The sequence below is a fragment of the Paenibacillus popilliae ATCC 14706 genome, assembly GCF_000315235.1.
GTDB classification, from domain to species: domain Bacteria; phylum Bacillota; class Bacilli; order Paenibacillales; family Paenibacillaceae; genus Paenibacillus_B; species Paenibacillus_B popilliae.
This window is the reverse complement of the sequence record NZ_BALG01000526.1, coordinates 26,408-41,945: the sequence shown is the minus strand read 5'-3', so window position 1 is coordinate 41,945 and position 15,538 is coordinate 26,408. Positions and strand designations below refer to the sequence as shown.

General features: G+C 46.1%; 7 protein-coding genes and 1 pseudogene. 7 read left to right on the top strand and 1 reads right to left on the bottom strand.

Translation table 11 applies throughout. The annotated features are described in order from the left end of the window. Nucleotides 1-122: 122 nt before the first annotated feature. The 4 genes from PPOP_RS23145 (at nt 123) to PPOP_RS19030 (ending at nt 3,936) form a co-directional block, all read left to right on the top strand. Nucleotides 123-329: a hypothetical protein gene (locus tag PPOP_RS23145; protein ID WP_042230294.1), complete on the top strand. Its 207-nt coding sequence runs from the start codon at nt 123-125 to the stop codon at nt 327-329. A 1-nt stretch (nt 330) separates the two neighbouring features. Next, entirely contained in the window at nt 331-1,785 is a 1,455-nt protein-coding gene (locus tag PPOP_RS19700; RefSeq protein WP_052516666.1) for a S8 family serine peptidase, read from the top strand. A gap of 391 nt (nt 1,786-2,176) precedes the next feature. Beyond that, the gene (locus PPOP_RS19035; RefSeq protein ID WP_006288349.1) at nt 2,177-2,563 is read left to right on the top strand and encodes a nitroreductase family protein; all 387 of its coding nucleotides are present in this window, start codon (nt 2,177-2,179) and stop codon (nt 2,561-2,563) included. Further along, nucleotides 2,560-3,936 carry an MATE family efflux transporter gene (locus tag PPOP_RS19030; RefSeq protein ID WP_006288348.1) on the top strand — a complete coding sequence of 459 codons (1,377 nt, stop codon included), beginning with the start codon at nt 2,560-2,562 and terminating at the stop codon, nt 3,934-3,936. The genes PPOP_RS19035 and PPOP_RS19030 overlap by 4 nt, the downstream gene beginning before the upstream one ends. 965 nt (nt 3,937-4,901) lie before the next feature. Here PPOP_RS19030 and PPOP_RS24960 read toward each other — a convergent pair. Further along, nucleotides 4,902-5,042 (bottom strand): annotated as a pseudogene (locus PPOP_RS24960) (IS256 family transposase); the annotation flags it as partial. A gap of 1,514 nt (nt 5,043-6,556) precedes the next feature. Between PPOP_RS24960 and PPOP_RS19025 the strand changes: the two are divergent. Genes PPOP_RS19025 through PPOP_RS19015 form a run of 3 tightly spaced genes read left to right on the top strand, consistent with a single transcriptional unit; the run spans nt 6,557 to nt 15,504 of the window. Further along, nucleotides 6,557-8,038 carry an argininosuccinate lyase gene (locus PPOP_RS19025; RefSeq protein ID WP_006288347.1) on the top strand — a complete coding sequence of 494 codons (1,482 nt, stop codon included), beginning with the start codon at nt 6,557-6,559 and terminating at the stop codon, nt 8,036-8,038. Between the two features lie 18 nt (nt 8,039-8,056). Further along, nucleotides 8,057-8,959, top strand: coding sequence for a GHMP family kinase ATP-binding protein (locus PPOP_RS19020; RefSeq protein ID WP_006288346.1), 903 nt, complete (start codon nt 8,057-8,059; stop codon nt 8,957-8,959). 41 nt (nt 8,960-9,000) lie between these two features. Then, on the top strand, nt 9,001-15,504 hold the full coding sequence (locus PPOP_RS19015) for a non-ribosomal peptide synthetase (protein ID WP_052516665.1): 6,504 nt from the start codon (nt 9,001-9,003) through the stop codon (nt 15,502-15,504). Nucleotides 15,505-15,538 lie beyond the last annotated feature (34 nt).

Here is a 15,538-nt window from a genome sequence, read left to right as displayed (position 1 = left end):
CAAATTCAAACACAGCTTAGAGCTGCATAGGGATACTGTCAGTTTTTTTGGTTTACATTTTCTTGAAGTGTTTATTGGCATGTACAGTTACTAAGCCACGCAAAAAGAGCCTGGAAGATTATATGAACCATCAGCAAGCGGAAGTCGGCTTTCTCGATTTCAGCCGGATGCAAGTAAAGTCTGAAACTAAGTGGCTTAGCCGAAAAACGATCATACTGGAATTCGGAAGCTTTGAACGGTTGATCGTACCGGATAAACAGTTAGATGCGGTCTACTTTATCAAAAATGTATCGCCGCCAAATTACTTATACAATCCGAAGGGGAACTAAAATGAAAGCGATAACGTTAACGATAATTAAATCGCTTCTTATCGCAACGATGGTGTTATTATTTACGTGCACGAACCATAATGACTTATCAGCAAACGGCACTGAAACGACTCAACGGGTAGCCGCAGCCTATGCTCAAATGATCGTTCTGAAAGCTAAGCATCATGTGCAACCCATGATAATAGAGTTAACTGAAAAATTTCCTACATTGAAATTGGATCGTATAAACGAGATAGGCGTCATCCAAATTGAACATCACGAAAAGGAGGTTATAGATAACGCAAGCAAGTATATTCATGCAAGATATGGAAAATACATCGTCCAAGAAGCAGAAGTTGTGAACCCGCTTGAATTGGATACCGCGCTAACCGCCCACTATTCAACGGATGCTTCTGCTCCTTCCAAACAATCAAGCTTATATTTTCAACATGATCCCAAAGCGCATTTTTACGGGCAGTGGGGTGTTCATGATGTGACGGAGGGGAAAAAAAGTTATGCTATAGCTAAAGGTAACCATGATGTTACGATAGCTATTTTGGATAGCGGAATTGATCTAAACCATCCGGATCTGGTAGACAATATTATCGCTCCTGGACGCTCATTTGTGCCAGGAGAGGCGACTACAATGGATGTTAACGGACATGGAACGAAGGTGGCAGGCATTATTGCTGCCAATGGAAACATATCAGGTGTTGCTCCTCAAGTTGGAATTGTACCCTATAAGGTGTTTAGTCGTGAGGGGGGAAGAGCATTTTGGATGATCAAAGCCATGGTGACAGCCACGGATGATGGCCATCAGATACTTAACATTAGCTCAGGGATTTATCAAACTTACACAGATAAAGTTGGGGGCACGGTTGTTGAGGCATTCCGACGTGCGATCGATTATGCAAATCGTAAAGGTAGCATCATTGTAAACTCAGCTGGCAATGAAGGACGCAATATTAATCAATTGATTCCGACAGGAGAAGATGGCACAAAGGTTATTCGCTTGCCCTCCATTATTCCTAAGGTAGTAACTGTAGGGGCCTCAACATTAGAGCGAATGCCGGCTCCTTATTCAAATTATGGCAAAAAGATTGATTTCTATGCCCCTGGTGGAAGCTATGGGCCAATGGCTCACCAAGATGAATTTGATTTTCGTTTTCCCCTTTTAACAACATTTCCAACCTATTTAGAGCAATCGGCTATTGCGCAAACGATCGGTTTGCCGAAGGGATATGATTTGGATATCGGCGCAAGTTTAGCGACTTCCGCTGTTTCTGCTACCTATGCTTTGGTTATGCAAAAACTCAATGAATATAAGCTAAAGAAGACGCCCGCAGAAATTACTGATATTGTAAAGGATACAGCAGTACCGCTACACGCGAATGATTCCACAGCCAGGTGGGCTCGAATGGTGAATGCGTATCAGGCGCTTCAGTATGTTGAGAATGAGATGAATAAATCAGAATGATGCAAACCGAAGGTCAAATTACATGAGTTCTGCATCATCGTTAAAGAGCTGCGTTCCGAAACCGGAGCTTAGCTCTTTTGGCTGTTCAAGCTTGTCTTACCGTTATAAACATCAAGTTCGAGTCTGTAAAATACTTTGTATTTTGAGCGTACTAACCCTATATTACCGTAAAAATATTATTTTAAGAAATATTTAAAATTAGTATTTAATTTTCCTTGGAATAATGTTACATTTATTTCTGAGGGAGGTGATAAAAATGGATGAAATGAAAAATTATGCCAATGGCCCTTCGCCAAATGGATAATGCTCCTAACTAGAATTTACTTAAATAATAACCCAGGAGTTTCTCTTGGGTTATTATTTAAATTATCAAATTAGGTGGTTTAATGAGATGAAAACTATTGAGAAAGCAACAAAATTGATTACACATGCATCAGTAAAGATAACTTTTGAAGATAACTCATGGTATATTCACAACTTATTGAGCAAAAAGACGATGAAAACGAGTTACCCTACATGCATGATAATTATTTCTGTAAACTATACTCGAAAGCAGTGGAGATATCGTCATGAGAGAGAACTGCGGAATACTTATATAACATCTGCTCAAATCTGTCAAAAATTTCTGCTGGCAGCTACAAAAAATAATTTGTTTTGCAATGTAACTCCGGCTAATCGTGATAGGAAGATAATTCAATTATTGAGTCTGGATCATTTACAAGAACAAGTTCTATATACGATAAATGTGGGTTATCAAACGGGTGGTGAAAGGCGGTGAAGAGCTTTAAAGAAACCTCTTACTATCAAATCCTTATCCTATCGCTCCCCATATTTATTAGTTCTACAACTAGTATTTTCTTAGGGGTTACTGATACTTTAATGATTGGCCGAACGAATGTACAACAACTTGCAGGCGTATCTGGCGGGGCTGCTATATTTTCTCTCTTTTCTTCCATTATTGTGGCCTCTCTAACGAGTAACGAGGTGCTTGCAGCTAAGTATTTTGGCGAGAATAATGTAAAAAAAGTCAAAGAAACCTTGCTTTATACCCTAATTTTTGGATTAATAATATCTCTATCGTCCATTTTACTTATGGCTATTTTTGCTAAACCTATTTTTAGGTTAATTGTAGGAAACCCTGATATTACAAATATTACCCTATCCTATTTACTTGCTCGCTCCCCAGAATTATTTTTTTTGGTACCCTTTACATTATTAAAAAATACTTTAAACGCAAATAAACGAACGAAGTGGGCAATGTATTCTAGCTTTACAGTGAACCTTACTAATATTTTTTTCGGGTACTTTTTTATTTTTGGTATAGGTCCAATTCCCCGTTTTGAAGCAGTGGGAGCTGGTATTAGTAGTAGTTTGGCTACTTTATCTGGACTAATTCTTCTTATGATAGCGTTTAAGAAAGAAAAAATTCTTCAAATTAGTTCTCTTATACAAGTGCACTTTTCTATACGAGCTTTCCTACGATCTCAAAAGCTAAGCTACCCACCAATGGGATCAGCTATTTTTGATTATGTTGCAAACCTTGTTGTGTTTGGCATCATGGGAACACTAGGATCTGTATATTTAGCAGGGGGAAGAATAGCTTTCCAGCTTGATATGATCATTTTTATTATAGCTATGGGCTTGGGGATTGGTGGAAAAATACTAATTGGTAGATTTTGGGGTAAGAAGGATATAAATGAAGTTTATAAGTATTTTAAAAGTACTTTAATTATAGTGTTACTGGGAACCATGGTCATCTCCTTACCTTTTATATTAATTCCGGAGTACATATTATTCACATTTACAACTTTTAATGAAGTGGTAGAGGTAACGAAAAACTCAATCCTACTTATTGGTATATCGGCACCAATTATCGGTGGTGCATGTGTCCTAGCTAGCGTGTTGAGAGCCTTAGGGAAAACAAATTATGATATGTATGCCAATGTATTGCCGATATGGATTTTTCAAATACCGGTATCAATTCTTTCAGGTTTATATACGGATTGGGGGCTTACTGGTATTTACCTTGGATTTCTCTTGTATTGGGTTGGAAGATGTATTATGTCTGCTTTATTTGTTAAAAGAACCCTTTGTATACTGAAAAAGGATTTAGAGATTGAAAGGATTCAAGCAAATGTGCGACTACAATAAACAATTTTCAAAAATAGAGGAGATGATTAGCCAATTTAATAATCAATGGAGGAAGTATTACTGTTTATGGCAAACTAAAAGTGCTAAGAATTGCAGCATAAAAATGCCTAGTTAAATTGCATTTTTACTAGAAAAAGAAAGAGGCACTTGTCAGCACCCCAATACTTCCCCTATCGTTTTGTTTGAGTAGAAGCGAGAAGGGGATAGACAAAGGATGTTGAAAATGCCTTAGCAACAATGTATCAAATTTCTTAGAGAAGTAGAAGGGATTTCAATCGGTGAAATTGCAGAAAAGGTTGGTATTCACTGGAGAACCGCAAAAAAATATGCAGATCGTTCAGACTGGAATTTGAAACTCGTGAAACCATCACGTAAATCTCCTGTTATGGATGCATATAAAGAGATTGTGGGGTCTGTCAAGAGTTTTGTGTAGTGCGGCCGGGCAAGGTCGTTAATTCTAGTGGGTGGGAGTCCCATCAGGAAAAAGCCTAACCAGCAGTCCTGTAGCTAGTTCTTGGAGGTTATTCGGTAACGAAAAACTTTAAGCGTAGAACGGCAAAATAGCGGGCCGAAAGCGAAAGCTGAAGTGATGGAGCCTCGAAAATATAAGTGGAGACAGGCCGATGTGGTTACACACACAGAAGGCAATATCGGTTCGAGCGTTTTGGTGAGTTTGAATCGGCACTCCGGGGTCTGAGAGCTTGGCACGTTACAAACAGAGAATTAGCTGAAAGGGATTTGTTGGAATCCTCTTTTGGATTTCGGCCTGGATGTGGATGTCATGATGCACTGCGAACACTACATACAATCATCATGACGAAGAAAACGAACGGGGTGGTGGATGCGGATATAACAGGATTCTTTGATTATGAAGAAGCAATACAAAGGCCAGACCCATATGGTTCGATATGCGGGTGATTTTGTATGTTGTTTCCAAGTACGCAGCTTTATTGACAATAGCGCCGTCCCAGATGCGTATCCATCTCGGCCTCCAGCATTTCCTGAATCGTCTCGGCGAACAGGTTTTTCAAGGCATTCTGTGCATCCTGAGCGGTAACCAGGTTATTCTTTTCCTCTTCTTGTTGTTTGGCAGGACTTACAACAATACAGGATTTGCAGATGTTTTTCCATTTTCAGCCTCGCTTTACGCTCCATACTGCTTCCAATTCTTTTTTATTGCTTCACAAAACAAAGTTCAATTTCCTAGCTAGAAAATAGTGGATCGGATACCCATGGCGCCGTTCCCTTGTACTTGCGTGCCAATGTAATATGGGCCGGTACGGCCTCGCTTCGGGCACGAAGCCGATCGAAGCGGTAGTCTCCAGAACCTGATGATGCAGTTCATGAAGTCTATCGATATCTCCGTATCCGAGAAATTGCAACGTAATAGGGTAGTACGCCGGATCTTTGAGTCCAAAGTAAATCATGCGCGTGTCTATGAAATCAAAAAAAAAAGACTATGCAATTACCGCTAGGAAGGGTACAAAACCAAGGAATTACATTCTATTAACACTCCGTGATACTGCACTCGTATATATCCGCTATGCACCTTTTTTCATCCCATCCGTAATAAATGTTCAAAAATAGAGAAAGTTTTCCGATATAGATCGTACAAGGAACATTATCGTTTCTTGAATCTTTTATCAGGGAGTGTTTGAAATGATCATTGAGACGCTAATCGCAGTTGCAATCAGCGTGCTGGCTGCTCCAGTGTTGCATTTTGTGCTGAAAGCCTTTGGTGTGTAACTAAACCTCCACACCGAAGCCCATGAATCTTGGCATTTTTCCTGGTTCATGGGCTTTCCTCATGCTTACCATTCCCGCGAATCCGCACTCTGAAAAACTGCCCCTCCTCTTTAACGGAACATCCTGTCAATTCCGGTAGGAAGGCAACAAAACCAAGGAATTACATTTCATGAACATCCCTCTGATTTTCTCTAATTCGTATAGTTCTGTCACGCACTTTTTTTCATCCCATTCGTAACAATTGTTCGAAAATAGAGAAAGTTTGCCGATGATCATATTGGTATGTAAGAGTATTATCTAGTGTGAATGTATAGTGCACATAAAATCCCCGGAGGATTCGCCCCACAATTCTTACATAATTATGGTAAAATATTTTATAATCATTTTTCGCTGTCGCATCCTACTGCTACCCGTTGAGTCGTTTCAGTGCCGTTTGTTCTTCCGTTCTCCATAGCGAAAAAATAGATTGCTACAATGATCTCCTCCGCATCAAGACACCTGTGTCGACAACCTCATCGGCTTCTCTCAGGCCATCTCCGCCAGCTTTCCGAAAACGGAGATCCAAACGTGAATCATCCATAAAAAAAAGAAGTTTCGACAACATCATTCTAGTTACTTCGACATGAGAAGTGTGTTAAACATATATTAAATAAGATATTATTTCGATTTTTGCAAAAAATATAAACTTAGCCCATCCATATACACAACTCATTTTTTCTACAGTAGTGAATGTAACACCCCTTCCTCATAAAACCAGTCTGCATTGATCAAGGTTGGCTTTTCTACCCAGAATCTTTTCACTCTTCACAACAAGTTTCCTATCATTATGTTTCTCTTCTTTTCCAATATCATTTTTTAAAACGGGAGGGAGATAATGAACCTGTTCAATGAGTTAGGTCAAAGTGCTATCACTGGCCGGCTGCTCGAACAACCAAGTACCTTCATCCATGACGAGATTCTACATCCGCAATTTACATACGAGGTTGAGCATCTACTGCCCTATTATCTACGGATTGAGAAAGTGATTTCGATGGAGTATGCCCGGATGGGATTGCTCGATATGGAAGCTTTGCAAGCGATTATCCTTCAGTTGGATCAGATAGATATCGAGACATTAGTTGGTAACCCACAGGCAAATATGACAGATATATTATTTGCCATTGAGCGTTATGTGGAGCAGAATACAAGCCATTCGATGACAGCATGGCATCTCGACAGAAGCCGCAATGATGTGCAGGCAACCGCACAGGTGATGCTGGCAAGGGACAAGCTGCTCGAGATCATCGAAGCGTTTCTTTTACTTTCCGATGCGATGCATCCATTGGCACAGGAGCATGTGCATGTGCGAATGCCAGGTTATACGCATTATCAATCGGCACAGATCATTAGCGTCGGTTTCTATTTTACGGCCATGAACGAACAGATAGGCCACACCATCGACCGTTTGCACAGCCAATGGATGAGCATGGATACATGCCCGTTAGGCTCGGGCGCGATGTCGGGCCTCGAATTACCGTGGGATCGAATGCGTATGGCACAGATGCTCGGTTTTACAAGGTACTGCCGGCATGCCTTAATGGGCGTTGCCTCCAAGGAATTTATGCTGCTTATCGGTGCCGAGTTGTCTACTGCCAGCGTCGCCTTAACCCGATTTGTGACGGATTTCATGAACTGGGGCAGCAGCGAATATAGATTCATGGATTTGCCCGATCATTTATGCGGAATTTCTTCAGCGATGCCGCAGAAGAAAAATTTTACCGTTTTAGAACGAATTAGAGGAAAATTGGCTCATATCCCGGCGTATTACATAGACCTTGTTATGGGGCAGCAAAGGACACCTTACACCAATATGGTCGAGACAGCAAAAGAGGGAGGAAGCAACTTGTTAACGATGCTCGCGACGATGCAAACCGCAGTCCAGTTGTTGACTTATGTGATTTCGCATATGAGGTTTGATCGGGAACAAATGGAACGACTGTGCACCAAGGAATTTTTCGGTGGCTTCTCTTTAGCGAATCAATTGACGTTGCGATTTGATATTCCGTACCGAAAAGCACAGATCGTGGCAGGAAAGTATATTACAGCCATGATGGATCAAGGCAGGCTGCCCGCGGACGTTGACCCGCATTTGCTGCAGGAGTTGTGCCGCGAGCTGGGCTATCCAGCCGAGATCCAAGCGGATGTATTAATCCGGTGCTTTTCTGCCGAGTCCGGATTGACCATAAAGAAATCTCTCGGTTCTACCCATCCGGATCAAGTGGCCGCACTGCTATCGATCCAAGAACGGGAGCGAACCTTACGATGGAAGGATTTGCATAAGAAGCAAGAGCAAAGCCGAACTTATTTACTTTGTTGAATCTAGGGGGATTGTCAGATGAGTCCGTATTTGGAAGAAAAAAATGTAGCCAAGCCTATCGGCGTAGGCAAGTCATTTGGAACCTTCGGCGAATTGCTTCAGGGTGTTGGAACAGATGAGCAGAACTTTCTGATCACGCTGCCAATCAACCGTTATTCACAAGTCACGTTTGAGTCGCGGCCAGACTTCCCTGATCTGATTGTATCCCCCAGCTATCGATTGAAATCGAGGCAAATCGCGCTTCGGATTCTTCAACTTTACGACCTTCCTATCGGTGGCGTGATTGAAATCAATAGCAATATTCCAGTCGGCAAAGGCTTAGCCAGTTCCTCGGCAGATATTGTGGCAACAGCCCGCGCCATTGATCATTGCTTTGCTTTACATTTGTCAAGAGAGCGGATGGAATGGTTCATTCAGGAGATTGAGTCGACTGACGGAGTGATGTATGACGGGATTGTTTCTTATTACCATCACGCTGTAAGGCTCCGTGAGTGTCTGGGCCTAGTACCCCACCTGTCAATTGTAAGCATTGATGAGGGCGGTGAAGTCGATACGGCCGAGTTCAACAAAATCTCCAGGTCCTATGGTGCAGCGGAGAAATCCGAATACGACGACCTGCTCGCAAGCATTTCCTCCGCCATTAAAGGACACAACCTAAAGGCTATGGGTGAGATTTCCACGCGAAGTGCAATTCTGAATCAGCGACTGCTGGAAAAAAGGCAAATGGATCAGGTGCTCGACATCTGCAATGCGGTCAACGGGCTAGGCATTGTGATTACGCATAGCGGTACTTGCATCGGGATATTGCTGGACCAGACCGATGTCGAGTACGGCCGGCAACTACATAAAGCTTACCATTTGATGAGCACATTGCATGGCGAGGTTACGATTTTCCACACCAATACGCTACGCTGCTTATAACAGACAGCTATTAATCAGATCCTACGGGAGGAGAATTTGAAATGGAGACGGGCACTCGCAAGCCAGCAATTCATGCGGCCAAACAGGAATTGATCAATAAACTGCTGCAACATAGAGGGGAAAGCACGGCTGTACAGACAACCGTTCAACCTGTACTGCGGACAGGTCCTTCTCCGGTGTCCTCTGCTCAAAAAAGGCTTTGGTTTCTGGATCGACTATATCCGCAAAACGCATGTTACAATATTCCGTTCCTGTTCCGTCTCCAAGGAAAGCTAGACACGGGTGCATTACAGCAAAGTCTCCAGCAAATCGTCAGCAGGCACGAGTCGCTTCGGACCATATTTCTCGTCCAGGACGGAGAGCCCGTTCAAATGATCCTTGATCTGCCTAAATACAAATGGAATGTGACAGATGTAACGCAGCTTCCCGAAGCGGACAGGGAGCTTGCGGCTATGGAACTGCTCCAGCAGGAAGCACAGACGCCGTTTGATTTATCGAGTGGTCCGCTGATGCGCTCCAGGCTGATTTGCATGCAGCCGGACGATCATTTTTTTATGCTCAACATCCATCACATCGTGTTTGACGGCTGGTCAACGGGCATCTTGTGCCATGAACTGGAGGTTCTGTATCGCGCCAACGTACATGATGAAGCTTCTCCTCTCCCGCCATTGGCGATCCAATACGCGGATTATGCACACTGGCAGAATGAATACTTGAAGGGAAGCGAAATCGAGCGGCAGTTGTCTTATTGGAAGGAAAAGCTGAGCGGAAATTTGCCGGTATTGCAGCTTCCGTATGATTTTCCGAGTCCTTCCCGGCAAACGTTTACAGGTGCATTTGCCTCGTTGGCGCTTCCCTCTGGCTTGACTGCCTCGGTAAAGCAGCTTAGCCGGAGTCACGGGGCAACTCCATTTATGGCATTTTTAACCGTCTATATCATTCTTCTTTTCCGATACACAGGACAAGCGGATCTGATCGTTGGCACGCCGATTGCCAACCGCAAGCTGGAAGAAGTCGAGAATCTGATCGGTTTTTTCGTAAACACGCTGGCGATTCGTACCTCTTTGCTCGGGGAAATGTCCTTTGTGGACCTCCTGCATCAGGTCAAACAAGAAACGCTGGCTGCGTATGCGAATCAGGATGTGCCGTTCGATACGATTGTCGTGGCGGTACAGCCAGACAGAAATGAAAGTGGAACGCCGTTGTTTCAAGTGCTGTTCAATCTGAACGACGATGTTGGGCTGAATCTGGACGGGCTTCAGGTGCGGTCTCTTGAGGTGGACAACCAAACGTCAAAGTTTGATCTGGAGCTGACCCTGATTGAGAACGCGGAAGGCATGTCGGGGGGAGTCGAGTATCGTACGGATCGGTTCGCAGGAGACACCATCGCTCACCTTATCGAACACTACCTGCTTTTATTGCGGGGAGTCGTCGAGAATCCGGACCTGCCGATTTCACAGCTTCCGCTCATGTCCAGCGAGGAACGCCAGCAACTCCTGTACCAATGGAATCAGACAGCCGTTCCCTACCCGGATGACATCTGCCTGCACGATTTTTTGGTACGGCAGGCCAAGCGAACTCCTGACAAAACGGCCGTCACATTCAAGGATACGTGCCTAACGTATCAGGAATTGGATCACCTGTCCAACGGGCTGGCTTTCAATCTGCAAGCCTATGGGGTTGGCCCGGATGTGTGCGTTGGCATCTGCATGAACCGATCGTTGGCAATGGTCGTTGCGGTACTCGGCGTACTGAAGGCAGGCGGGGCTTATGTACCGCTTGACCCGCAATATCCTCAGGACCGTCTGATCTACATGTTGGAGGATACCCAAGTTCCGGTTGTGATTACCCAGTCCTCCCTTGTCTCATTGCTCGGTGGGGTTAACTCAAGCCTGTTCCTTCTGGATCATATGCAAGAGCTTGCGGCGGCTGCCGAGGCTCCGGCTTCCGGCGTAGGTCCCGATCATATGCTATATATTCTGTATACTTCCGGCTCAACGGGCAAGCCGAAAGGCATCGTGATGAACCATCGTCCGATCGTGAATCTGATCGCCTGGCAGAATAAAAATTTGAACTCGCCGCATCAGGCGACGGTGCTTCAATTCTCTACCCTGAATTTTGATATGTCGTGTCACGAGATGTTTTCGGCCTTCGGTAACGGGGGAACGGTCATTGTCGTTGATGAGAAGACCCGCAAAAACCCGGAGCGCCTGCTTGAGCTAATGGCTGACCATAAGATTAAGCGCCTGCATTTGCCCTACATCAGCTTGCAGCAATTGGCCGAGGCTGCCGAACCGATCGAAGGCATTGAATATGCGATCACAGATATTACCGTCTCGGGAGAGCAGCTGCGCATTACGCCGCAGATCAGAAACTGGTTGAAAAAACTGGGGCATTGCACGGTTCAAAATCACTACGGGCCAACGGAAACTCATGTCGTGACCGCATATAGGATTGAGGATATAGACACAGTCGAGTCGCTTCCGCCGATCGGAAAACCGATTGACAACTGCGAGATATATATCCTCGACAGCCAGCTTCAGCCTGTGCCCGTTGGCGTATCCGGGGAGCTGTACATTGGCGGTATTTGTTTGGCGAGAGGGTATTTGAACCGGGAGGAGCTTACGGCGGATAGCTTCGTTCCGAATCCGTTCGCGCAGGAACCGGATCAGCGCATGTACAGATCGGGCGATTTGGCCCGTTTCCTGCCAAGCGGTGAGGTTGAATTTTTAGGCAGAATAGATGAGCAGGTCAAAATTCGTGGTTTTCGCGTGGAACCGGGTGAAGTTGAAGCGGTCATCAGCACCTTTCCTGGAATCCGGGAGACGGTGGTCGTGGGTTGGAAGGAACATCAATCGACGCAGGAGCTGGTGGCATATCTCGTTGCTGATCGGGATATCGTTGAACATGAGGTAAGGGAGCATTTGAAAAAGAAGCTGCCGGACTACATGCTTCCTACGATTTTCATGAAGCTGGAGGAGCTGCCATTATCACCGAGCGGAAAGGTAAGCCGATCTGCTCTGCCGCAGCCCAAGCGAAACCTAACCGGGAAAGAGAAAACGGCTCCGGTTACAGCGACGGAAAAGGGCGTCGCCATGATCTGGGCAGACATCCTGGGATGCGAAAACGTCGGGCTGGAAGACCAATTTTTTGAGCTGGGCGGGCACTCTTTATTGGCAATAAAGGTGATTTCGCGGGTGAAAAGTGCTTTTCAGACCGATTTGCCCTTGTATACGATTTTTGAGTTTCCGCAGTTGCGTGACTTCAGCGCACATTTGGAGCATTGCCTCGGGCAGCACAAACATCTTTCAATCGAAAGCATCGCTCCTGTACAGCGTGAGCCTGATATGCCGCTTTCATTTGCGCAAGAGAGAATATGGTTTTTTGAACAGCTCCAACCGGGAACATCGATGTATAACATCTCCAAGGCGGTAAGGATAAAAGGGGAACTGGATGCCTCTGTCCTGGAAAAGAGCTATCGGCAGTTGATTGACCGGCACGAAAGCCTGCGCACCAATGTTGTCGATAGGGACGGATTGCCGCTGCAGATCATTCATCCTTCCTGGTCCTATCCCTTACGGCAGGTTGACTTGAGGAACGTGGAGGGAGAGCATCAACAATCCAGACTCCATGCCCTGATCGCGCAGGAGGAACAGCAGCCGTTTGATCTTGCCCGAGACCCGTTAATCAGGGCCAGCTTATACCGTGTGCATGATGAAGCGTGGGTTCTGCTGTTGGTAGTGCATCATATCATTTTCGATGGCTGGTCCATGTCTTTGCTGGAACAGGAATGGTGGGAAAATTATGCGCGCTGCAAGCATGATCCTGCTTATCAACCGGAAGCCCTGTCCCTGCAATACGTTGATTATGCGGTGTGGCAGCGTAATATGCTTCAAGGCGTTGTATGGGAAAAACAATTGAGCTACTGGAAGAACCAGCTGCAGGGCAAGCTTCCCATCCTGCGATTGCCAACCGATCGCCCGCGTCCACTCCAGCCATCGTATCGCGGCTCAAGCATCAGCTTTACGATGGAGGGCCGGCTTGCCAGAAAAGCAAGGCGATTCGGCAAGCAGGAAAACGTATCTTTGTATATGACGCTGCTTACGATATTTCAGGCCCTGCTCTATCGGTATACCGGGGAGCAAGACCTGCTGGTCGGCTCTCCCATGACCAATCGCAACCGGACGGAATGGGAGAGGTTGATCGGATTTTTCGTGAATACGCTGGTGATCAGGACGAGCGTGTCTCCGGAGTTTACCTGGAGAGAGCTGCTGACGAGCGTTAAAAAGGCAACGATGGAGGCATTCTCCCACCAGGACATTCCTTTTGAAAAATTGGTACAGGAGCTGCAGCCGGAAAGAACTTCAGGCTTTTCTCCCGTATTTCAGGTGATGTTCTCCCTGCACAATGCGCAGCATGCCTGCCCGAAGCCATTGTTACAATTCAGCCAGGTTGAGCTGGAAAACAAACATTCGCTGTTTGATCTCAGCATGTTTGTTGAGGAAGAAGATGAGGACATCCATGTGACGATCGAATACGCCGCGGACTTGTTTGAGCGAGCGACGATAGAGCGGTTTGCCAGGCATTATTTGCAGCTGTTGGAGGGCATGCTGCAGCAGCCGGATGAAGCGATCTCCCGTGCTTCTCTGTTGACTGAGGAGGAACGGAGGCAACTGCTTGTCGATTGGAATCATACGGAGGCAGCCCATGTAGAGGACCAAGATATGTATCAGCGCTTTGAGCAATCCGTGCGGCGGCGTCCGCAGGCTGCGGCGATTGAAGATGGCGAGCGGGCGATGACCTATGAAGAGCTTCATGCCCAAGCCGAGGCCATTTCGTCTATGCTGCGGACCAGACAAGCGGGGGCTGGCACGATCATTGGCATTTATGTGGAGCGCTCGATGGAGCTGGTTGCGTCCATGCTCGGGACATTGAAAATAGGGGCGTGCTTTGTGCCGCTCGATCCGGAGTATCCCGCCGAGAGGATCAGGTGGATGGTGGAGAACAGCCGGATGGCGGTTGTCCTGACGCACTCGCTTTTGATGGATCAGCTGCCGGTTAATCCTGACCATGTCATACTGGTTGACCAGCTTACGCAAGGACAGACGGTCCAGGGGGAGGCAAGCGAGACACCAGTCGTATCCCTGGACCAAACCGCTTACGTGATCTATACCTCAGGGTCAACCGGCAAACCTAAAGGGGTTATGATTTCACAGCGTTCTCTCGCGGATCATGTTCTGTCCGTTATTGCGGGCAACAGGCTGAATGAACATGACCGGATCGTGCAATTCTCGGCCATCAGCTTCGACTTCTCCATCCATGAAATGTTTCCGGCCCTGCTGGCGGGAGCTACACTCGTGCTGCGTCCCAAATCGGTGCTGGATACGCATCAGTTCCTGCGCTGGTTACACGCCAAACAGATCAGCGTGCTTTATTTGCCGACGGCATATTGGCACCTGTTCGTTCGCGAGTGGGAAGACACGGATGCTTTCCCTGCATCCTTGAAGCTGCTGTCTGTCGGGGGAGAGAAAGCCTCGATAGCGATATATAAAAAATGGAGGCAAATCACGCAGGGGCGCATTCGTTGGAGCAACGCCTATGGGCCGACAGAAGCAACGATAGCCGCAACTACCTATTATGATGATCTTGATCCGCTCCAGGAGGAGTGCACGGAACTCCCGATCGGAAGGCCTTTGCCTCATACGCAGCTGTATCTTTTGGATCATTTGCAGCAGCCTGTTCCGGTGGGCGTTGCGGGAGAATTGTTTATCGGCGGAACAAGACTGGCCCAAGGCTACCTACATCAACCGGAGTTAACGGCCAAGGCTTTTATTCCTCATCCGTTCCGTCAAGGCGAACGTTTATATCGGACGGGAGATTATGGGCGTTATCGCACCGACGGTCAGGTCGAATATATCGGAAGAAAGGATGCTCAAGTCAAGATCAGAGGTTATCGTGTGGAGCTTGGAGAAATTGAAGCCTGTTTGGAACAGCTTCCGGAGGTGGAGCAAGTTTTGGTGACCGTCAGGGATGACCTGCTTGTTCCTGAAAAGCAACTCGTTGCTTATGTAACGTGCAAACATGGAGCGAACTCCTTGGATATGATCCGCCGTGAAGTCAAGCAGCATCTGCCGGTATATATGCATCCATCCTTCTATATCGCGTTGGCGTCTTTTCCTGTTACAGCGGGAGGGAAGGTGAACCGGGAGCTTCTTCCCCAACCGGATGCTTACCCGGCGGCAGGTGTCGCCCAAGCGACGCCTGTTAATGAAACGGAGGCTCGGTTATCCCGTATATGGTGTCAAATCCTGCATCGTGAAGCCGTTGGCACGACGGAGAACTTCTTTGACATTGGCGGCCATTCCCTGCTGGCTACCCAAGTCATCTCATTGATGCGAAAGGAATTGTCCAAAAATGTACCTATCAAAGCGATGTTCGATGCACCAACGATTGTCGAGCTGGCTCAACTTATCAACAAGATGGAAGTGGAGTGTAATATGACAATTCCAAAGGTTTTCAGAAAACCCAGAGGGATCAAATCTTGAAGCGATCATAAGCAATCATTTGAGGAAAAAGGGG